Origin of the sequence: Thiorhodovibrio frisius, assembly GCF_033954835.1 — a bacterium.
GTDB classification, from domain to species: Bacteria; Pseudomonadota; Gammaproteobacteria; order Chromatiales; family Chromatiaceae; genus Thiorhodovibrio; species Thiorhodovibrio frisius.
Genome location: NZ_CP121471.1, coordinates 4,902,072 through 4,921,974, shown reverse-complemented (window position 1 = coordinate 4,921,974; position 19,903 = coordinate 4,902,072). Strand labels below are relative to the sequence as shown.

Here is a 19,903-nt window from a genome sequence, read left to right as displayed (position 1 = left end):
TTGTGTCTGGCCATGTTTGGCGGTGTTGGCTGCTGCGCGCGGGTGGCATGATCCCTGCTTTCCCTCGGGGCCAGCCGTTAGCGTTAGCTCATTTTATCGCCCGCCCTTCGGATCATTGCCGTGAAACAGTCGCTTTCACCCTCCGGGGTGGCCGGGACCATCAGCGTTGAAACGAATTTTCCGAGCCTGGCAGCGACCTTGCCGCTATCATGCTGACGCATTCTTTTGGGCTTCATGAAACCGCACCTGTCAGGGCGCGCGTTGGCATGGAGCCTCGCCTCGAAACCTACGCTCGCAGAACCACGGGAGAATTGCTAGATGTCTGCAAAGGTGCTGAAACTCATTAAAGACGAGGACGTAAAGTTCGTCGACCTGCGCTTCACCGACAGCCGGGGCAAGGAGCAGCACGTCTCGCTGCCCGCCGCCAAGGCCGATGAGGCGCTGTTCCAGGATGGCAAGATGTTCGACGGCTCCTCCATCGCCGGGTGGAAGGGCATTGAGGCCTCCGACATGGTGCTGATGCCAGAAGCCGACACGGCGGTGATGGACCCCTTCACCGACGAAAAAACCCTGATTATCCGTTGCGACATCCTCGAGCCCGCGACCATGCAGGGCTATGAGCGCGATCCGCGTTCGGTCGCTAAGCGCGCCGAGGCTTACTTGAAGTCTACCGGCATCGCCGATACTGCCTTCTTCGGCCCCGAGCCCGAGTTCTTTGTCCTCGACGACGTGCGCTGGGGCGCGAGCATCAGCGGCGCCTTCTACAAGGTCGACTCCGAAGAGGCCGTGTGGAACTCCGAGCGGGTGTTCGAGGACGGCAACATGGGTCACCGTCCGAGTGTGAAAGGTGGCTACTTTCCGGTGCCGCCTGTTGACTCCCTCCACGATCTGCGCTCCGCCATGTGTCTGGCAATGGAAGAAATGGGCCTGACGGTCGAAGTGCATCACCACGAGGTGGCCACCGCTGGTCAGTGCGAAATCGGCACTCAGTTCGCTACCCTGGTGCAGCGCGCCGACATGAACCAGATCCTGAAATACTGCGTGCAGAACGTGGCGCACTCCTACGGGAAGACGGCCACCTTCATGCCCAAGCCGCTGGTGGGCGATAACGGCAACGGCATGCACGTGCATCAATCTTTGGGCAAAGGCGGCAAGAATATCTTCAGTGGCGATAAGTACGCCGGCCTGTCGGAAGAGGCGCTTTACTACATCGGCGGCATCATCAAGCATGCCCGTGCGCTCAATGCCTTTACCAATGCCTCAACCAACTCCTACAAGCGTCTAGTGCCAGGCTTCGAGGCGCCGGTCATGCTGGCCTACTCGGCCAAGAACCGCTCGGCCTCGGTGCGTATCCCGCACGATGCTAACCCCAAGGCCGCGCGTATCGAGGTGCGCTTCCCGGACAGCACCGGCAACCCCTATCTGTCCTTTGCTGCCATGATGATGGCCGGCCTCGACGGCATCCAGAACAAGATCCACCCGGGCGAGGCCATGGACAAGGACCTCTACGACCTGCCGCCGGAAGAGGAAAAGACCATTCCGCAAGTGTGCTATTCGCTTGACCAGGCACTCGACGAACTCGACAAGGATCGCGAGTTCCTCACCGCTGGCGGCGTCTTCACCGACGACGTCATCGACGGCTATATCGCGCTCAAGATGCAGGAAGTCACACGCCTGCGCATGACCACTCATCCGGTGGAGTTCGATCTTTACTACAGCCTTTAATGGCAAGCGTTCGCGGGAAGTCGCCTCAGGCGGCCCCGCGATCCGTCATTGCAAGATCAGCCCGCGTGCCCCAACCGGCCGCGGGTTTTTTGTTGTCTACCCAGCGGACATGGACTTCCGGCTTGTTTTGGGCTGGGTAGCGGTCACGGGGGACGCCGTGAACCCTTCCATGGGGGCTTCCCGGCGGCATCCATGCCGCCGAGACCCCCGTGACCGCTACCCGGCCCAAAACAGCAAACGCATTTGCCAGCGCTATAGCCCACGGGTTTGGGCGTGGTGGTTCGCCGACGTTGTCGCGCCCCGGTATCTGCACTAAGATTCCGACTACCCAAACATTGCCGATGGGGCATCGCCATGTCGCCCATTTCCGAGATTGCCAAGCCCGAGATTGCCAAGCCCGAGATTTCCAAGCATTGTCGCGCTGATCGTATTGCTGTAGCGCAGGCGTTCTTTCAGAGCGCTAAGGTAACAACTCGCCTAGCCGCCGTGTTGCTCCTGAGCCTGCCGACATGGGCTGGTGCTGGAGCCTACAAGGGCATCGATGCCGATGGGCGCGTGATCTACTCCGATCAGCCGCTACCGAATGCCGAGCAGATCGCTTTGCCAGCCCGACCGTCGGGCGAAGATAAACCAGAAAACAATACCCAGGACGGTGCCATTCTGGGTCCCTATCAGCAGTTCGAGGTGCTGGCCCCGGCTTCGGGTGCGACCCAGGATTCGGTCGATGGCAAGGTGCAGGTGAGCCTGATGCTGGACCCGCAGCTTGAACCTGACCACAAACTCTCGGTGCAGGTCGACGGAACACCCGTGGCTGGTCTGGATGGGCGCACCCAGTTTGTCCTGCAGGGCTTGCCTCCGGGCAGTCATCAACTCCAGGCAGAAATTCTCGATGCAAGCGGTGCCGCCGTGGCCCGCACGGCTCTGGTTTTCTTCAATCTGCGCGCATCGGCGGGTCCGGAAACCAGCGACTGATCTCGCGCCCTGCCTCCCGTTGCACCTTTGTCATGGCGCTCATCGCACTGTTTTGGTGCGGTTGCTCGGCTTGAAGATTGCTGCCGCGCCCGGCGTGTGCCGGCATTGGTGCCTATCCTGCCCTTCGAACACGAATCCTCGCAGGCTGGCGCGGTTATTGCTTTGTTCTTTGCCGTGAAACAGCACATTCATTCTCCCGGCTTGCCGGGGCTATGAGCGTTACTGTGAAACAGCAGATTCATTCTTCGGGGTTACCGGGACTATCAATATTTGAGTGTCTGCTTGGTCCGCAATGAGTTCAACTAGGGGCTCCGGTCAGACTGGCAAGGCAACAACCCCAGTAATTCACCCATCCGATTGACGCGACGGATCAACCCATCCTGTCAAGGGATGCCGCTCATCCGCAAGAGAATTTTTCCTCCTTCCATGAAGAAGCGAGCTTCAGTGGCCACCAGAGTGGACCCGCGCATTGCCGAGCGTGTGCTCGACAATATGAGCGCGGCTATGCTGTTGTTCGACCGCGATTTGCGTCTGCGCTACATCAATCCTGCCGGCGAGACGCTGTTGTCCGTTAGCGCCAAAGCGGTGCTCGGGGTGCCTGTCGGCGATTTGGTGCCCTGTCCTCCGCAACCTGTCGAGGAGCGCCTGCGTTCCACTCTCGATACCCGGCATCCCTATACTGAGCGCGAAGTGGAGCTGAAGCGCGCGGATGGTCAGGCTATTCGGGTCAACTGCACTGTGCTGCCCCTGCATCAGGGAGAGACACCAAATGAACTTCTGATGGAACTCTATCAGGTCGACCGTCAGATCCGCATCACCCGCGAGGAGCATCTGCTTGCCCAGCATCAGGCCAGTCAGGCGCTGCTGCGTGGCCTGGCGCATGAAATCAAAAACCCCCTTGGGGGCCTGCGTGGCGCCGCGCAATTGCTCGAGCGTGAGCTTCCCAACTCCGATTTACGCGAATACACCCGTATCATCATCGACGAGGCTGATCGTCTGCAGAAGCTGCTCAACCGCATGCTCGGCCCCAATCAGCTGCCGCAGCTTAGTGATGTCAACATTCATCATGTGCTTGAGCATGTGTGCGGCCTCATTGCTGCGGAGTTTCCGCATGGCCCCACACTGGTGCGCGATTACGACCCCAGCATTCCGGGCTTTGAGGCCGATAACGAACGGCTGATTCAAGCGCTGCTGAATATCGTGCGCAATGGTGCCGAGGCCGCCGGCGAGAAGGGCGAGCTGACGTTGCGCACGCGCGTGCTGCGGCAGTTCACTATCGGCAACCTTCGCTATCGTTTAGTGCTCAGCATTGAGGTGGAAGACAACGGTTCTGGCATTCCCGAGGATATGCAGGACCGGATCTTCTTCCCCATGGTTTCTGGCCGAGCCGGCGGCACTGGGCTTGGCCTGCCGATTGCCCAAGAGCTGATCAATCAGCACGGAGGGCTGATCGAATGCGAGAGCCGCCCCCGGAAAACCCAATTCTTCGTTTACCTACCGCTGAAGCATGCTGATGAACAGGCCACCTCGGATCTGGGTGATTGATGATGACCGCTCCATCCGCTGGGTGCTCGAACGCGCCCTGCGCCAGGAGCATATGGATGTAACCAGCTTCTCGAATGGTGTCGGGGTGATGGACAACCTCGAGCGCGAGCAGCCCGATGTGATTCTGTCCGATATCCGCATGCCTGGAATCGACGGGCTCGAACTCCTGCGCCAGATCACCGCCAAGCACCCGGGGGTGCCGGTCATCATCATGACGGCCCATTCGGACCTCGATAGCGCCGTGTCATCCTTTGACAGCGGCGCTTTTGAGTACCTGCCCAAGCCCTTCGATATCGACGATGCCATCGACCAGGTGCGCCGAGCCTGTCGCCGTCAGTCAGACGTCGAGAGCGCGCAGGCTGCTCTCGACCAGACCCCGGAAATCATCGGCGAGGCGGCCTCGATGCAGGAGGTGTTTCGCGCCATTGGCCGCCTGGCCAAGTCCAACATCACGGTGCTCATCAATGGCGAGTCTGGCACCGGCAAGGAGTTGGTTGCACGCGCCCTGCACCGCCACAGCCCGCGCGCGAACGCGCCTTTCATCGCGCTCAACATGGCCGCCATTCCGCGCGACCTGATGGAATCCGAGCTCTTCGGCCATGAACGCGGCGCTTTCACCGGCGCCCAGACGCGCCGCGAGGGGCGCTTCGAGCAAGCCGATGGAGGCACCCTGTTTCTTGATGAAATCGGCGACATGCCCGCCGAGCTGCAAACCCGCCTGCTGCGAGTGTTGGCTGATGGGGAGTTTTATCGAGTCGGCGGGCTTGCGCCCATCAAGGTGGATGTTCGCATCATTGCCGCCACTCATCAGGACCTGCATGATTTGGTCAGGCGCGGCAGTTTTCGCGAAGACCTCTTCCACCGCCTGAATGTCATCCGTATTCACTTGCCGGCACTGCGCGAGAGGCGCGAAGATATTGCGCTCTTGATGCGCACCTTTCTCGCCCAGGCCGCCAGGGAACTCAACTGCGAGCCCAAGTTGCTGGCTAGCGACGCAACCGAACGGCTGGAAAACCTCGATTGGCCCGGCAATGTGCGCCAGCTTGAGAATACCGCGCGGTGGCTCACTGTGATGGCCTCGACCAAGGAAATCCATGTTGAGGACCTGCCACCGGACCTGGGCGCGGGCGAGAGCGAGAGCCGCGCCTCCTCCCCGGATGGCCCCTGGGAAGGCGCGCTGCGCAATTGGGCCAAGCACATGCTGCGCAATGGTCAGCAGAGTTTGCTCGCCTCCGCCCTGCCAAGCTTTGAGCGAGTCATGATCGAGGTGGCGCTGGAGTTCACCGGCGGTCGTCGTCAGGAAGCGGCGCGTCTGCTCGGATGGGGGCGCAACACCCTGACGCGCAAGATCAAGGAGCTTGGCATGGAAGGAGGGGAGGGCAGTCGCGTGGCCTGATTTAACCTGATCTGAATTGGGTCTGAACCTGATCCGAGTCTGGCTCGAACGCAGCCGGGGCGCGATTCTGCTTGAAAATGCAGCCTCTGACCAGAATCTGTGCGATGTCGACCGAGCCAGCGGGCGCCGCCCATCCAGTTGCTGCGTGCCGCCTGAAGCGGCCCGCGCCATTATCGATCAGAGGAGCATCCAATTGGACGCCAGCAGTATCCAGATTTCCGGTAGCGAAATTGCCGGGGCATCTCCCGAAGCACTCCAGGGAGACGGCAGCTTTCGCCTTCAATTCACGCGAGCGCTGATTCTCAAGACCATGACTGGCTCGGCAGAGCAGACCCGATGGTGGCAGGCTGGGGAATTGCTGATCGGCGGGGTGGAGCGGGTCGAAGGCGAACTGCCGGGCGTTCCAGCAGTCTGCGAGCGGGGCGACATCGATGACAATCAATATACCTACCGGAACATGATTCCGATTCCACTCAAAAGTCGCGGCCAAATTCGCCTCGAACTCCATCTGCGTGATCGCGAGGAGCCGTTGATCGTCACAGGCGGGACCATCGAACTGGCTCTGCGTGATACACCAAAATACATTGAGCATATCCGCCCGGCGACCGTCCGCCCGGAAGCCATCCGTTAGCGATGGAGTGATTCGCCGAGCCTGTCGCTTGATTGCAGCGGGATCAAAGATCCCGCCCAAAGGCCCTTAGCGTGAGGAGCCGACGATCTGATGCGCTAGATCGACTACCTTATTGGCCATGTCGTTGTATTCATGCCGAAAGTTCGCCAGAAGTCCATCCGTGGAGGCCCAGTAATCCTTGCCCGAGACGCCATGCTCGTGCTCGTGGTCGATGAATTGCTTTTGCATGACCAGCATTTTTTCGATCAGATCCTGCTTTTCTTTTTTCAAGGCGGCAACGTCGGTCATTGGTTCCACTCCAGAGGGTGCGACATGCGGTCAGTAGCGCCGGATGCCGAATCAGAAAAAAGCCTGCGGGATTTTGGTCCAACCCCTCAAAGGCTGGCCGGGAGGCAGGCCGTTTAGAGCCACTCGCAAGACATTATCACGGGATGGGGTTGAGACAGGAGCCACTGAAGCATGGCGCACTCTCCATCCCGGGGAATGTTAGAGCGCAATAATATAGCACAGCCGTCAGATATTCGGTCAAGCAGGCCGGGAAGCCCCATGGAAGGGTTTACGACCTCCCCTGTGACCGGCTACCTGGTTCGAAACAAGCCGACAGTTCATGTCCGCTCGGTATATCGCCCCTGCAAATAGAGTCGCATTCTTGGATATCCTGCTCTACGAACCCGAAATTCCGCCCAATACCGGCAACATCATGCGGCTGTGCGCCAATATCGGGGCGCGTTTGCATCTGATCGAGCCGCTGGGCTTTACCCTCGAAGACCGACTGATGCGCCGCGCTGGGCTCGACTACGCTGACTGGTCGCGGGTCAAGACTTATGCCTCCCTGGCGGCATGTCTGGACGCATTGCAGCCGCCACGGTTGTTTGCTCTGAGCACCCGCAGCCGGCGTTGTTACGCCGAGGTCGACTTTCGCGTCGGGGATGCGCTGTTGTTTGGCCCCGAGACACGGGGTCTGCCGGAGGAGGTCCTGGCTGCCTTGCCGGCTGACAGACGCCTGCGCATCCCCATGCGCCCGGGTAACCGCAGCCTGAATCTGTCCAACGCCGTGGCCCTGGTGGCCTATGAGGTCTGGCGGCAGAGCGGTTTTGCCGGTGCTGGTGCGGGAAGCTAGCTCAGTCCCAGTCCAGTTCAGGCTTGCCTGAGCGTTCCAGCAGTCGGGTGGTGGCTTCTTGCGGGGTGCGGTCCAGGTAGAGCACGGCGTGAACCTGCTCGCAGATAGGCATATCCACTTGATGAGCGGCGGCGAGTTTGTGCACGGCGGTGGCTGTGATCACCCCTTCCACCTCCTGGCCAATGCCGGCAAGGGCCTGGTCGAGTGGCTGTCCGGCAGCCAGTGCTAGTCCGAGGCGACGGTTGCGGGATTGATTATCGGTGCAGGTCAGCACCAGATCGCCCAGGCCCGCAAGCCCCATGAAGGTCTCGCGTCGCGCGCCCAGGGCGCAGCCTAAGCGGATGATTTCGGTCAGGCCACGGGTGATCAGCGCCGAGCGGGTGTTGGCACCAAAGCCCAGGCCGTCAGCGATGCCAGTGGCGATGGCAAGCACATTCTTGGCCGCGCCGCCGACCTGCACGCCAATCAGATCGTCATGGCGATAAGCGCGGAAGCGCTCACCATGGAATAAACCGGCGAGTTCCCGCGCATAGGCATCGCAGGTTGCCGCCACAGTCACGGCTGTGGGCAGCCCGCGCGCCACCTCGCCGGCAAAGCTGGGGCCGGAGAGCACGCCAAGCTCGCGCCCGGGGGATTGTTCGCGGATGACCTCATGCAATAGGCGCCCCTGCTCGGGGTCGAACCCCTTGGTCGCCCAGCCGACACCCATCTCGGCAGGCAGCAGGGGCAACAAGGTGTTTGTCACCCGGGCGAAAAACTGACTCGGCACGGCGATAAAGACCGCACTGGCATCTGCCACTGCGGCGCTGAGATCGCTGACCGGCTCGAGCCTGTCTGGCAGCGGAAAGCCGGGTAGAAAGTCGCGGTTCTCGCGCGCCTCGGCCATGCGCTCCATTAGTGCGGGTTCATGCCCCCAGAGGCGCACCCGATGGCCGTTGCGGCAAAGCTGCAAGGCGAGCGCGGTGCCCCAGGAGCCGGCGCCGATCATTGCCACTGTTGCCATGGTCATTCTCGTCGGGTTGAGTCAGCCGCGCGGGCTCGCCAAGGGTCAGTGGAGCTTGGACGCTTTCGCGTCTGGGGTGGGGGTGCCAGAGGCTTTGCCGGCGGAAGTGTCGCCGCCGGATGCCTCACTGGCCTGCTGTTGCTCGGCGACCTTTTGCGCATAGACCTGATCGAAGTGAATATGCTGCAGCACCAGCTGCGGGAAACCGCCCTTGACGACCAGATCAGTCACCGTCTGGCGTGCGTAAGGAAAGAGAACGCTGGGCGCATACACATAAAACAAGGGTGCGAGTTCCTGCTCCTGAAAGCCCTTGACACTGAGGATGCCGGCCTGTTGCAGTTCGACGAGATAGGCGGTTTTCTCGCCGGTCTTGACGGTGATGGTCAGAGTGAGAACCACCTCGAAGGTGTTTTCGACCAGCGGATTGACCTTGATGTCGAATTGCAGCGCGACCTCGGGCTTCCATTCCTCGCGAAAGATCTCCGGGGCATTGGGTGCCTCGTAGGAGAGGTCTTTGGTGTAGATGGTGCGAAGCAGGACCTGATGGTCTTCTGCCTGGGGTTGGTTTTCAGCCATGGGGAACCTTTGCCTTGAAGCTCATGGATTTATCATCCGGGGGTCCCGGACCATGAGCGTGAGTGGAAACTTGTTTGGGCGAGCCTGTTTGGGGTGAGGGGGCGGATGCAATGGCAGCCGTGCAGCGGGCCAGGACTGCCTGGCAGATGACGCGCGCGGATCAGTGCTTTTTGCGTGTGAGCGGCAGGTTGGCGTTCTGCCAGGCCATTACGCCGCCGCGCAGGTTGTAGACTTCCTCAAAACCCTGTTTGCGCAGGATGCCGCAAGCCATCTGCGACTGAGAACCCGAGCGGCAGGAGATGATCAGCGGTTTGTTCTTGTGCTTTGCAAGGGTCGCGGTCTGGTTGCGGAAACCGTTCATCGGGATGCTGATCGCGTTGATGATATGCCCCTTGGTATAATCGGCACTCGGGCGCACGTCGATCACGGTTGCATCCTTGTGGTTAATCAAATCGGTCGCGCCGAGCGGGTCGATGGAGCCTCGGTCACCGACAATCAGGTTATGAATCAGCAGCGCCGAGATGACAACCAGTGCGATGAATAAAATCCAGTGGTTGCCTACAAATTCAATAAGTTGGGCAAGCATAGCGAGAAAAATGGACCTGATGAACGAATGGATGCTGATGTCTGAAGGCAGTCTTCAGTCGCGACAGCGCGCAGTATAAGGATGCGCGGCCCGGGCGTCACCTGTTCCGATTAGCCCGGACTCAGATTAGCCCGGACTCGGCTTGGCCTGGACTCCGATTGGTTCTTGCTCAAACTGGTTGGGCGCGGGGCTGCCCATTTTGATCAACCAGCTTTGATCGACCAACCTTGATCAGCCGGGTTTAGGCGGCTGGCTTTGGACTGTCAGTGACCGTGGTGACAGAAAACCTCGCGCATCAGGCGGATGAGTTGCAGGGTGCGCGAGTCACTGACGCGATAGAATACCCGATTGGCATCCTTACGCGAGGCGAGGATACCCTTGTCGCGCAAAATGGCCAGATGTTGGGAGATATTGCTTTGCGATGTGCCGACATGCTCGACGATATCCTGGACGCTGACCTCTTCGTCGCCAAGGATGCATAGAATCTTGAGCCGCAGCGGATGTGACATCGCCTTGAGCGAGCGCGAGGCGCGCTCAATATCGCCGTCGTCACCGAGCAACTCTTCCCTGAATTCTTCTCCGAAAGGGTCGGTCTTGCTAGAGCCGTTGGACGTTGCGAATGGCTGTTGTGGATCGGATGCCATAATTCATGATCGTCTCTAATGATCGAACACTGAGACCTGTGGATGATAAGCTTTTTCTCGCGTCTGGCAAGTGCTGTGCCACATCGAGTGGCTGTAAGCGCCATTTTGGTGGGGACAGTGCTTGCCTCCCAGCTTGCCTGGTTTGCGGCGCAGGCAGCGCAGGGCACGCCAGCGACGGGCGAGGATGACGCGCAAAGTCTGTCCGCAATTGAGGAGCAGGTCGAGGTGCTTGAGCGCGATCTGCGCGCGCGCGAGCAACGCCGCGACCAGATGTACGCTGATCTCGAGCAGACCGAGCGCGACATTGCCGCGCTCGCGCGCGGCGGGCGCCAGCTCGACGCCATGGTGGCTGAGCAGCGCGCCGCGCTGGCCGCGCTGCGCGTGCAACTCGAGGAGGTGCGCGGTGAGCTGAGCGCCGCGCGCGTGGTGCTGGCTGAGCTGCTGCGCTCGGCCCACGCAATGGGTCGAGGTAATCGGCTGCGCATGGTGCTCAATCAAGAAGACGTGACCCGCAGCGGGCGCCTGTTCGGCTACTACCGCACGCTGGGGCAGAAACGCGCGCGCCAGATTGCGCTGGTCGACCAGCAGGCCAAGCGGCTCAAAGGGCTCAGCCAGCAGGCCGCAACCGAGGCCGAGCGTCTGGCCGAGCTGGCACGGCGCCAGGAAGATACGCGCGAGCGTCTCGCCGCAGCACAGCAGGAGCGCAACCAGATACTGGCCAATCTGGAGCGTTCCATCGTCGCTGGTCGTGACCGGGTCGAAAGCCTGCGCGAAGATGCTGCGCGTCTGCGCAAGTTGGCCAAAGAGCTGAGTCTACATAGCGAAATTCGTGATGTCTTTCACCTCGACCAAGAAAGCCTGGCGACCCGGCGCGGCGCTCTGAGCTGGCCGGTGCGCCATGCCCGGGTGCTGACCAGCTTCCGTCCACGGGCAACCGGCGACCTGCATGGCGATGGTGTGCTGCTGTCCGCGACCCCAGGCGAAGAAGTGCGAGCGGTGCATGGCGGGCAGGTGGTTTACTCCGACTGGCTGCGCGGTTTTGGTCTGCTGCTTGTGATCGACCATCACGATGGCTACATGACCATTTACGGGCACAATCAAAGCCTGCTGAAGGAGCCCGGAGAATGGGTCGGGGCCGGCGAGACCATTGCATTGGCTGGCGCAAGTGGCGGCAGTGACCGCGATGGGCTGTATTTCGCGCTGCGCCACCAGGGCCAACCGCTCGACCCGCGCCTGTGGTGCGCCGATCCCGTCAATTGAGAGCAGCGCTGGCCAGCGAATTCCCGGCAGCGCTTGCCAAGTGCTTACAAATCGTCACAATGCACCCCAAGGCTGCCCACGTCATTCCGGCAAGGCGGCGCCAACTTGCGTTCGGGCCGCATCAGGAACACTGAACAGAGAACCCATCATCATGCACATGTTTTCTTTTTCCGCGCTTCAACAGCCGCGCCCAGGCTCAGTGTCAGAGGCTGGCGAGCATCCCGGCGCTTTTGCTGCTCCCATGGCCGCCATGCTGGCTGCGACCGCTTTGCTGCTGTTTCTGGCTGCCTCTGCGGTCAGCGCCGAGCCGCCCAAGCCCTTCACGCCTCCGCCTGCGGTCGAGCCGCTGGTTGAGCCTGCATTGCCGGTCACACCTCCGGCTGCAACCGAACCTGCGTCGCAGCCGCCTGGTGCAATGCCGCCGTCAGAGGATGCTGAGCCGGATGCCCAATCGGATACCGAATCTGACACCGCTGCCGATCAGGAAGCCCAGGCAGAGGATGATGCCTCGCAATCGGCGCTGCCGCTGGAGCAATTGCGCTCCTTTGCCGAGGTGTTCGGGCGCATTAAAAGCGACTATGTCGAACCGGTGGATGACAAGGACCTGCTCGCCGCTGCCATTCGCGGCATGTTGGCGGGGCTGGACCCGCACTCCAGCTTCCTGGATGCCGATGCATACGAAGAACTCCAGGAGGGCACCAAGGGTGAGTTTGGCGGCCTGGGCATTGAGGTCGGCATGGAAGATGGCTTCGTCAAGGTCATCTCTCCCATCGACGACACGCCCGCCGAACGCGCCGGCGTGCAAGCCGGGGATTTGATTGTGCGCATCGACGACAAACCCGTGAAGGGCATGGCTCTGAGCGACGCAGTGAAGCTGATGCGTGGGGAGCCCGGCACTGGCATTGAGCTGACCATCATGCGCGATGGCGAGGACAAGCCACTGAAAATCGCCATTGAGCGCGACATCATTCAAGTTGCCAGCGTCAAGAGCCGGATGCTCGAACCTGGCTACGCCTACATTCGCATCGCCAGTTTTCAGTCCCGTACCACTGAGGACATGCGCCGGCAGATCGAGGAACTCAAACTCAAAGCAAAGGCGAATGCCGATCAGTCTGCGGACAGTACCGAGCCAGCGTCCACTGGGTCGCAAGAGGTGAGCGAGTCACCGAGCCAGCCGCCGTCAAGCGACCTGAGCGGGGACAGCTCCATCAAAGGTCTGGTGCTGGATTTGCGCAACAACCCGGGCGGTGTGCTCAACAGTGCGGTGGGCGTCAGCGATGCCTTTCTGCGTGGGGGGCTGATCGTTTATACCAAGGGTCGCATGGAGGATGCGCGCATGGAGTTTAAGGCCGGGCCGGACGACGTCATCGGTGGGGCGCCCATGGTGGTGCTGGTCAATGGCGGCAGTGCCTCGGCCTCCGAGATTGTCGCCGGTGCGTTGCAGGATCAGGGCCGGGCGATCGTCATGGGCAGCGACACCTTTGGTAAAGGCTCGGTGCAGACTATCGTGCCGGTCGATGAGAGCACCGCGCTCAAGCTCACCACGGCGCGCTACTACACGCCTTCTGGCCGCTCGATTCAGGCCCATGGTATCGAGCCCGATATCCGCCTGGACCAGGGCAGTCTGACCCTGGCCGACCAGCCGGATGTGGAGCCACTGAAAGAAGCCAACCTGATGCGTCATCTCGCAGAAGAAGTGACGGGAGACGAGACGCCAGAAGAGGATGCGACCAAACAGCCGCTTGCTGCCAAGGACTATCCGCTCAGCGAGGCGCTGAATGTGCTCAAGGCGCTCAGCCTCGCCCATGCCCGCAGTGTCGAGCAGATCGAGATCATGGAGCCCCCGGCGGCTCAGTGAGCAGCAGGTCTTTCCAAAGGAGACAATATCATGCCTAACGTATTGGTTCCCCTAGCCCAGGGGTGCGAAGAACTCGAAGCCGTGACCATTATCGATCTGCTGCGCCGCGCTGAGATTGAGGTGATCACCGTCGGCCTTGAAGACGGCCCGGTGCGTGCGAGTCGTGGCGTGGTCCTGTTGCCGGATCAGCCGCTGGACGCGGTGCTCGAGCAGGAATTCGACATGATCGTCCTGCCCGGCGGCCTGCCTGGCGCGGATCATCTCGAGCGCGATCAACGCATTCGCGATCTTCTGCGACGCCAGGTTGAGGCGGGGCGTCGTGTCGCTGCCATTTGTGCCGCGCCCAAGGTGTTGGCCAGTGCCGGTCTGCTCGACGGCCATCAGGCCACCAGCTATCCGGGCGCGGTCAATCTAGCCGACTATCCGCGGGTGCAGTTTACCGACGCGCCCGTGGTGGTGGATGGGCGCGTGGTCACTTCCCGAGGCCCTGGTACTGCGATGGACTTCGCGCTGGAGCTCATCGCGCAGTTGATGGGCGAAGCGCGGCGCGACGAGGTCGCGGCTGCGCTGGTGCGGTCTTAATCTCAGCTGATACTTTCAGGCCCGCTGGCCATTCCCGCCGGGGAGCCATCCTCGGGAGGGAGGGGGCTCAGGTGATGACATCCGGCTCCGCGCGTCCGGTGCGCGTCTCAATCTGCGCTAGCTCCTGCGCGATCAGGATCAGCGGTTGCAGGGCGATCTGCACGTCCTGGTCATGTCGCTCCGGGTCGGGCTCGAAGCGCTCGATATAAAGCCGCAGGGTCGCGCCCGAGGTGCCGGTGCCGGATAGACGCATGACGATGCGCGAGCCGTCCTCGAAGCCGATGCGAATTCCCTGATGGTCTGACACACTGCCATCGACTGGGTCGGTGTAGCTGAAGTCATCGGCATAGGCGACCTTGTAATCGCCGAGCTGGCGACCGGGCAGATCGGCCAGTAGCAGGCGCAGGTGATGCATCAGGCCCTCGGCGGCGGCGCTGTCGATGGCCTCAAAGTCGTGGCGGGTGTAGTAGTTGCGACCGAAGCGACCCCAATGGTCGCGCACAATGGTGGCGACTGACTGGCGCCCCGTTCGACCCCGGGCGGCGAGCAGATTGAGCCAGAAAAGCACCGCCCAGAGGCCATCTTTCTCGCGCACGTGGGCTGATCCAGTGCCGAAGCTTTCCTCGCCGCACAGGGTGATGCGCCCGGCATCAAGCAGGTTGCCGAAGAACTTCCACCCGGTGGGTGTCTCGTAGCAGCCGATGCCGAGCGCCTCAGCGACCCGATCCGCCGCCTGGCTGGTGGGCATGGAACGCGCCACCCCGGCAATGCCAGCTTTGTAGCCTGGCGCGACCTCGGCATTGGCGGCCAGTACTGCGAGGCTGTCGCTGGGGGTGACAAAGAAATCTCGCCCCAGGATCATATTGCGGTCGCCGTCGCCGTCTGATGCGGCGGCAAAGTCCAGCCCCTCGGCGCCTTGGGTAAGCTCGACAATCTCGTGTGCATGCACCAGGTTGGGGTCGGGATGGCCGCCGCCGAAGTCCTCCAGCGGCACGCCGTTGATCACGGTGCCGGGTGCGGCGCCGAGCTGGTTTTCCAGTATTTCTTTTGCATAAGGGCCGGTGACGGCGTGCATGGCGTCAAAGCACATGCGAAAGCTGCCGGACTTGAATAAATCGCGGATGGCATCGAAGTCAAATAGCGACTCCATCAGCCCGGCATAGTCGGCCACCGGGTCGATCACACTCACGCGCATCTCACCAAGCTGGCTGTCGCCGATCTGGTCGAGATCAATCGGGTCGGATGCCAGCGTCAGGTATTGGTCGATCTCAGTCGTGCGCTGGTAGATGGCGTCGGTCACCGACTCGGACGCCGGGCCGCCAGAGGCGACATTGAATTTGATGCCGAAGTCTTCATCTGGTCCGCCGGGATTATGGCTGGCTGAGAGCACAATGCCGCCCTGGGTAGCGTACTTACGGATGATGCAGGACACTGCCGGGGTCGACAGAATCCCGCCCTGTCCGACCAGTACTCGCGCGACGCCATTGGCCGCAGCCAGGCGCAAAATCGTCTGTATTGCCTCGCGGTTATAGAAGCGGCCATCGCCGCCCACCACCAGAGTGCCGCCGCGCAGGGTGGCCTGGGTGTCGAAAATGGCCTGGACAAAGTTTTCGAGATAATGCGGTTGCTGAAAGGTCTTGACCTTCTTGCGCAGACCGGAGGTGCCTGGTTTCTGACCTGCAAATGCTTGAGTGCTGACGGCTGTTGCTTCCATCTGATAACCCTTGAAAACGCGGTGATTTGCCTCTATGGACTGGCGCGACACAGAAGCAGTCGGAACGCCGATTGTAACCGCATGATCCTGTGCGACAATGGGCGATTGATTTTTTGCCGTGATCGGCGCGGGAACCGCGCGCGTCACGGCGGCTTCACCCGCCACCATGATTTCCACTTCCAACATTTAGGTGAACCAGACAGATGACAGTCTCAGCCCAGAAAGAAACCCTGGAATTTCAAGCCGAAGTCAGCCAGGTGCTCGACCTGGTCATTCGCTCCCTGTACTCAAACAAAGAGATCTTCCTGCGTGAGCTGATCTCCAACGCCTCGGACGCAGCCGAGAAGCTGCGTTTCGAGGCCCTGACCGACTCCAGCCTGTTTGAGGACGACCCCGAGCTGCGCGTGCGCGTGCTGGTGGACAAGGACGCCGGCACTGTGACGGTGTCCGACAACGGCATTGGCTTAAGCCGCCAGGAGATGATCGAAACCATCGGCAGCATTGCCAGCTCCGGTACCCGGCGTTTTGTCGAGGCGCTCAAAGACCGCCAAGGCGGCAACCAAAGCAATGATCAGAGCGGTGAGCAAAGCGGCAACAAGGATGCCGCTACCGACGGCACCCTGATCGGCCAGTTTGGTGTCGGTTTTTACTCGGCCTTCATCGTCGCGGACAAGGTCACACTCATCTCCCGTCGCGCCGGCCTGGGCGCCGAGCATGGTGTGTGCTGGGAGTCCGATGGTCGCGGCAGCTATACCCTTGAGACGGTCGACAAACCCGGTCGTGGCACCGACGTAATCCTGCATCTGAAAGACGACGAGAAAGAATTCGCCGACGACTGGCGCCTGCGGTCTGTCATTAGCAAGTTCTCCGACCACATTGCCGTGCCGGTGGAGATGCTCAAGCAGGACTTCCGCAGTGACGAGGAGAAGGAAAAAGACGAGGACAAGGACAAAGCACCCGAATACGAGCGCGTCAACACCGGTCAGGCGCTGTGGATGCGCAACAAGTCCGACATCTCCGATGACGAATACAAGAGCTTCTACAAGCACATCTCGCACGACTTTGAGGAGCCGCTGGCCTGGGCACACAATCGTGTTGAGGGCACCAATGAATACAGCACCCTGCTGTTCGTGCCCAAGCGCGCGCCCTGGGACATGTGGGACCGCGAGCAGAAGCATGGCGTGAAGCTCTACGTGCGCCGGGTCTTCATCATGGACGAGGCCGACAAGCTGCTGCCGCACTATCTGCGCTTTGTCAAAGGCGTGGTGGACTCCAACGACCTGCCGCTCAATGTTTCGCGTGAGATTTTGCAGCACAACCGCAAAATCGACACCATTCGCGGCGCTAACGTTAAGCGCGTGCTCGGTCTGCTGGAAAGCATGGCTAAGGACGAGCCGGACAACTACAAGACCTTCTGGAAGGAATTCGGTCGGGTGATCAAAGAAGGCCCGGCCGAGGACTTCAGCAACCGCGAGCGCATCGCCGGCCTGCTGCGTTTCTCCACCACGGTTGGCGAAGGCGACGAACAGGACACCTCACTCGATGCCTACATTGAGCGCATGAAAGAGGGCCAGGACAAGATCTACTACATCACCGCCGACAGCCCGGCCGCCGCGCGCCACAGCCCGCACCTGGAGATGTTCCGCAAGAAAGAGGTCGAAGTCATACTGCTGTCTGATCGCGTCGATGAATGGCTGGTCTCCAACTTGCACGAGTACAAGGGCAAGCACCTGCAATCCGTCACCAAGGGCGAACTCGATCTTGGCGAAATCGGCGCCAAAGAGGAGAAGGAAAAAACCGAACAGGCCGCCAAGGAGCACGAAGACCTGTTCAAGCGCCTCAAAGACGCTCTCGGCGACCGGGTCGAGTCAGTGCGCGCCTCCAGCCGCTTGGTCGATTCACCTGCCTGTATCGTCGTCGGCGAGCATGACATGAGCGCCAACCTGGCCCGCGTGCTCAAATCCGTTGGCCAGGAGGCGCCTTCCACCAAGCCAAGTCTGGAAGTCAATCTGGACCACCCGCTGGTGCGCCGCCTCGAGTCCGAATCCGACCAGACCCGCTTTGCCGATCTTGGCCTCATCCTGCTTGATCAGGCCGAACTAGCCGAAGGCGGTCAGCTCGATGATCCAGCTGCCTTCGTCGGGCGGCTCAACAAACTGATGCTGGGGCTCTTTATGACCGGAGGGTGAAGTCCAAGCCCAGTGTCACAGGGGCCTGGCGCGCTCAGCGATTGAGACCGTTTTGCTGCCAATACGCCCGCGCCGTGCCCTTGTTTCCCAACGCCAGGATTGCTGCGGACGTCGAAACCCGCTTTTCTCGGTTCAGCGGAACTGACAAAGCAATCGACGTCCGCTGCTCAGCACACAGGTGTCCGCCTCCTCTGATTCCAAATCAGAAGATCCCCTATCGCCAGATCATCAAATGCGTGCCTAAACTTCCGTTGCCCAGAGTCCGCAAGCAGACAGCGAGATGCCAATGATGAAGCGGCACCATTTTCTTTCCCTTTGTCTATTGATTGCGTGCAATGCAAGTGCTGCGGTGTTTCAGTGCGAGCAATCCGACGGGATAACGCGTTTTCAGAGTGTTCCATGTGAGAAGGCCCCTGCGAGCGAGGCTGAGCCCAAGGGTTGCCCGCCGCCCGAATGGCTGCCAATGACCAAGGATGGCGATTGCGGTGAGCTGAAACTTATGCGCTATGAATCGACCTACAAGATGCCCGTCGTCGAAAAGGCAGGCGATAGATGGCAGTCAGAAAAGCTTGCCTTCAAGACATGCGCGAGTGTGGTGTTTTTTTTGTGCGAGACCCTGGCAGCAGATGCGGACCAATCGCTGCTTGCCAAGCGCTTTGAAATCAACCTTAAAAATGGCAGTTCGCTCGAGGGAAATGATATACGCATCACCTCAGCAGATTCCGGAACCAATGTCTATAAATCGGAAGTCTGTTTCGGCTGTCCGGATTGCGAGCTGAGAGAGATTGTTGAGGTGAAATGCCTTAAAGAATAGCGCCAATCGGCAGTGTCCAACAGCGGACCACGCCCAATTCATAACACTGAAGCGGACAATTCTCGACCAACGCCTGCACTTCCCGCCGCATCTGATCTGCTACGCACAAAGCCTCAGATCAGACAACCTGAGAAGCGGCCAGATATTCCGCCTTCCGCTGCTCGTAACGCTCTACCAATCCCTGCAAGGCGGCGGTGTTATGCGCACGCAGGCCACTCAGCAGCAGCGTTTTTGCTCCCCGGCCCACCGGCTCGGCATTGGCGCTGAGTTGAAACTCCAACCGCGCCTCGCCACGGCGGCCCGTGACATTCAATTGGCTGTCGACCAGCGTTACATCCAACTGCTCGCGATCCAGTCGGTCAAGCTCGAATGACATCCGCTCATAGATCACCAGCGGCCGATCCGGGTTGATCATCACTGCGTGCGTTTCCATCAGCGGCACCAGAATGTGCGGGAAATTCTGGCCCGAAAAGGCCACATAACTGCGCACCAGCGATTCGACCAGGCTGCGATCTCGGCTGACCGGGCCGCTGGATGCGACTTCCAAACAGGATTTCCCCACAGCGTCAATGACCGTCACGCCATCATCCCTCGCGATGAAAGCGACCGGGACGTCCGCACCGACCATCCCGGTAAAACGAAGCTCCATGCGGCTGGCGACCCCATTCTGCGCCATTACCAGCGCGAACAGGAGATCACCCGGCACGCAGAAGCGCGGATTGTCCGCATCGTGGATTGGATTGAAATCACCCGCGACATCTTTGGCGAAGGCGCTGCCCTGCGCAGCAGAGATGCGGATGGCGCCAGCTTCGTCGGCATGGAAAGAATCAAGAAACATGTGACGTCGTCCAGATATGAGAGGAATCGCGGGATTGTACTCGCACCCAAGCGGCAACAAGACTGCTGATGGCGCCATCGACCAACCCAAGACCAATAGGCTTCCAATTTTCGCCAGATTTGGGTTCTTTCCGGATACGAGCAATGTGTTATATAGTGTCATCGGGTTCACAGTCGCCCACGCTCGGAGCGTCCATGCTTTATCAGCTTTTTACCTTTAACGAGGTTGGCGGTTTCTTTTTGGCATGAATCATCAAAAGAATTCGAACCTGAACAGAATTCAAACCTGGAACCATTAATTTTGAACCTTTAATTTTCATGGCCGCGATGCTGACCAACCCGCGCCTGTATCGCTCGACACGCCATCAAACCGACTCCAACAGCGCGCGCGTTGGATACGCCGGCAAATGCGTCAACTCGGCGGCGAGCGCTATCTGCGGCGGCTGGATGG

At 60.5% G+C, this 19,903-nt stretch carries 18 protein-coding genes; 11 read left to right on the top strand and 7 right to left on the bottom strand.

Annotation, left to right across the window (positions count from 1 at the left end):
• Positions 1-318: 318 nt before the first annotated feature.
• From glnA to Thiofri_RS22410, 5 genes are all read left to right on the top strand, one after another.
• Positions 319-1,725 (top strand): glutamate--ammonia ligase, encoded by a 1,407-nt coding sequence (gene glnA / locus Thiofri_RS22430; RefSeq protein ID WP_009148678.1) that lies wholly within the window; start codon positions 319-321, stop codon positions 1,723-1,725.
• A 354-nt stretch (positions 1,726-2,079) separates the two neighbouring features.
• Positions 2,080-2,697 carry a DUF4124 domain-containing protein gene (locus Thiofri_RS22425; protein ID WP_009148677.1) on the top strand — a complete coding sequence of 206 codons (618 nt, stop codon included), beginning with the start codon at positions 2,080-2,082 and terminating at the stop codon, positions 2,695-2,697.
• 426 nt (positions 2,698-3,123) lie between these two features.
• Positions 3,124-4,242 (top strand): nitrogen regulation protein NR(II), encoded by a 1,119-nt coding sequence (gene glnL / locus Thiofri_RS22420; RefSeq protein WP_009148675.1) that lies wholly within the window; start codon positions 3,124-3,126, stop codon positions 4,240-4,242.
• On the top strand, positions 4,211-5,638 hold the full coding sequence (gene ntrC / locus Thiofri_RS22415; RefSeq protein WP_040856691.1) for a nitrogen regulation protein NR(I): 1,428 nt from the start codon (positions 4,211-4,213) through the stop codon (positions 5,636-5,638). Before glnL ends, ntrC begins: the two co-directional genes overlap by 32 nt.
• A gap of 16 nt (positions 5,639-5,654) precedes the next feature.
• The gene (locus Thiofri_RS22410) at positions 5,655-6,269 is read left to right on the top strand and encodes a hypothetical protein (protein ID WP_223296731.1); all 615 of its coding nucleotides are present in this window, start codon (positions 5,655-5,657) and stop codon (positions 6,267-6,269) included.
• Positions 6,270-6,335: 66 nt separating this feature from the next.
• Here Thiofri_RS22410 and Thiofri_RS22405 read toward each other — a convergent pair whose 3' ends face one another.
• The gene (locus tag Thiofri_RS22405; RefSeq protein WP_009148672.1) at positions 6,336-6,557 is read right to left on the bottom strand and encodes a hypothetical protein; all 222 of its coding nucleotides are present in this window, start codon (positions 6,555-6,557) and stop codon (positions 6,336-6,338) included.
• A 361-nt stretch (positions 6,558-6,918) separates the two neighbouring features.
• On the opposite strand from Thiofri_RS22405, the gene Thiofri_RS22400 reads away from it, so the two are divergent.
• The gene (locus Thiofri_RS22400) at positions 6,919-7,389 is read left to right on the top strand and encodes a tRNA (cytidine(34)-2'-O)-methyltransferase (RefSeq protein WP_009148671.1); all 471 of its coding nucleotides are present in this window, start codon (positions 6,919-6,921) and stop codon (positions 7,387-7,389) included.
• A 1-nt stretch (position 7,390) separates the two neighbouring features.
• Here the strand turns inward: Thiofri_RS22400 and Thiofri_RS22395 are convergent, their stop codons facing one another.
• The 4 genes from Thiofri_RS22395 to Thiofri_RS22380 form a co-directional block, all read right to left on the bottom strand.
• Positions 7,391-8,392, bottom strand: coding sequence for an NAD(P)H-dependent glycerol-3-phosphate dehydrogenase (locus Thiofri_RS22395; protein ID WP_009148670.1), 1,002 nt, complete (start codon positions 8,390-8,392; stop codon positions 7,391-7,393).
• A gap of 45 nt (positions 8,393-8,437) precedes the next feature.
• Positions 8,438-8,968: a protein-export chaperone SecB gene (gene secB, locus Thiofri_RS22390; RefSeq protein WP_009148669.1), complete on the bottom strand. Its 531-nt coding sequence runs from the start codon at positions 8,966-8,968 to the stop codon at positions 8,438-8,440.
• A gap of 160 nt (positions 8,969-9,128) precedes the next feature.
• Positions 9,129-9,554, bottom strand: coding sequence for a rhodanese-like domain-containing protein (locus tag Thiofri_RS22385; protein ID WP_009148668.1), 426 nt, complete (start codon positions 9,552-9,554; stop codon positions 9,129-9,131).
• Between the two features lie 263 nt (positions 9,555-9,817).
• The gene (locus tag Thiofri_RS22380; RefSeq protein ID WP_009148667.1) at positions 9,818-10,198 is read right to left on the bottom strand and encodes an ArsR/SmtB family transcription factor; all 381 of its coding nucleotides are present in this window, start codon (positions 10,196-10,198) and stop codon (positions 9,818-9,820) included.
• Between the two features lie 42 nt (positions 10,199-10,240).
• Between Thiofri_RS22380 and Thiofri_RS22375 the strand changes: the two genes are divergently transcribed.
• The 3 genes from Thiofri_RS22375 (at position 10,241) to Thiofri_RS22365 (ending at position 13,898) form a co-directional block, all read left to right on the top strand.
• Positions 10,241-11,458 carry a murein hydrolase activator EnvC family protein gene (locus Thiofri_RS22375; protein ID WP_009148666.1) on the top strand — a complete coding sequence of 406 codons (1,218 nt, stop codon included), beginning with the start codon at positions 10,241-10,243 and terminating at the stop codon, positions 11,456-11,458.
• Between the two features lie 151 nt (positions 11,459-11,609).
• A complete protein-coding gene (locus Thiofri_RS22370) occupies positions 11,610-13,316 on the top strand; it encodes a S41 family peptidase (protein ID WP_009148665.1) in 1,707 nt (568 codons plus the stop codon).
• A 30-nt stretch (positions 13,317-13,346) separates the two neighbouring features.
• The gene (locus Thiofri_RS22365; protein WP_009148664.1) at positions 13,347-13,898 is read left to right on the top strand and encodes a DJ-1 family glyoxalase III; all 552 of its coding nucleotides are present in this window, start codon (positions 13,347-13,349) and stop codon (positions 13,896-13,898) included.
• 67 nt (positions 13,899-13,965) lie between these two features.
• On the opposite strand, the gene Thiofri_RS22360 is transcribed toward Thiofri_RS22365, so the two are convergent.
• On the bottom strand, positions 13,966-15,612 hold the full coding sequence (locus Thiofri_RS22360) for an alpha-D-glucose phosphate-specific phosphoglucomutase (RefSeq protein ID WP_040856670.1): 1,647 nt from the start codon (positions 15,610-15,612) through the stop codon (positions 13,966-13,968).
• A gap of 203 nt (positions 15,613-15,815) precedes the next feature.
• On the opposite strand from Thiofri_RS22360, the gene htpG reads away from it, so the two are divergent.
• Positions 15,816-17,801 (top strand): molecular chaperone HtpG, encoded by a 1,986-nt coding sequence (gene htpG, locus Thiofri_RS22355; RefSeq protein WP_009148662.1) that lies wholly within the window; start codon positions 15,816-15,818, stop codon positions 17,799-17,801.
• A 280-nt stretch (positions 17,802-18,081) separates the two neighbouring features.
• Positions 18,082-18,615, top strand: coding sequence for a DUF4124 domain-containing protein (locus tag Thiofri_RS22350; protein WP_143741879.1), 534 nt, complete (start codon positions 18,082-18,084; stop codon positions 18,613-18,615).
• Positions 18,616-18,733: 118 nt separating this feature from the next.
• On the opposite strand, the gene Thiofri_RS22345 is transcribed toward Thiofri_RS22350, so the two are convergent.
• The gene (locus Thiofri_RS22345) at positions 18,734-19,453 is read right to left on the bottom strand and encodes a DUF3581 family protein (protein ID WP_009148660.1); all 720 of its coding nucleotides are present in this window, start codon (positions 19,451-19,453) and stop codon (positions 18,734-18,736) included.
• Positions 19,454-19,903: the final 450 nt, after the last annotated feature.

Bases quoted from the DNA above. Each gene is read 5' to 3' on its own strand.
- Thiofri_RS22375 (WP_009148666.1), top strand. From the start codon at position 10,241: ATGATAAGCTTTTTCTCGCGTCTGGCAAGTGCTGTGCCACATCGAGTG.
- htpG (WP_009148662.1), top strand. From the start codon at position 15,816: ATGACAGTCTCAGCCCAGAAAGAAACCCTGGAATTTCAAGCCGAAGTC.
- glnA (WP_009148678.1), top strand. From the start codon at position 319: ATGTCTGCAAAGGTGCTGAAACTCATTAAAGACGAGGACGTAAAGTTC.
- secB (WP_009148669.1), bottom strand. From the start codon at position 8,968: ATGGCTGAAAACCAACCCCAGGCAGAAGACCATCAGGTCCTGCTTCGC.
- Thiofri_RS22405 (WP_009148672.1), bottom strand. From the start codon at position 6,557: ATGACCGACGTTGCCGCCTTGAAAAAAGAAAAGCAGGATCTGATCGAA.
- Thiofri_RS22360 (WP_040856670.1), bottom strand. From the start codon at position 15,612: ATGGAAGCAACAGCCGTCAGCACTCAAGCATTTGCAGGTCAGAAACCA.
- Thiofri_RS22365 (WP_009148664.1), top strand. From the start codon at position 13,347: ATGCCTAACGTATTGGTTCCCCTAGCCCAGGGGTGCGAAGAACTCGAA.
- Thiofri_RS22380 (WP_009148667.1), bottom strand. From the start codon at position 10,198: ATGGCATCCGATCCACAACAGCCATTCGCAACGTCCAACGGCTCTAGC.
- Thiofri_RS22350 (WP_143741879.1), top strand. From the start codon at position 18,082: ATGCCAATGATGAAGCGGCACCATTTTCTTTCCCTTTGTCTATTGATT.
- Thiofri_RS22395 (WP_009148670.1), bottom strand. From the start codon at position 8,392: ATGGCAACAGTGGCAATGATCGGCGCCGGCTCCTGGGGCACCGCGCTC.
- Thiofri_RS22385 (WP_009148668.1), bottom strand. From the start codon at position 9,554: ATGCTTGCCCAACTTATTGAATTTGTAGGCAACCACTGGATTTTATTC.
- Thiofri_RS22370 (WP_009148665.1), top strand. From the start codon at position 11,610: ATGCACATGTTTTCTTTTTCCGCGCTTCAACAGCCGCGCCCAGGCTCA.
- ntrC (WP_040856691.1), top strand. From the start codon at position 4,211: ATGAACAGGCCACCTCGGATCTGGGTGATTGATGATGACCGCTCCATC.
- glnL (WP_009148675.1), top strand. From the start codon at position 3,124: ATGAAGAAGCGAGCTTCAGTGGCCACCAGAGTGGACCCGCGCATTGCC.
- Thiofri_RS22345 (WP_009148660.1), bottom strand. From the start codon at position 19,453: ATGTTTCTTGATTCTTTCCATGCCGACGAAGCTGGCGCCATCCGCATC.
- Thiofri_RS22425 (WP_009148677.1), top strand. From the start codon at position 2,080: ATGTCGCCCATTTCCGAGATTGCCAAGCCCGAGATTGCCAAGCCCGAG.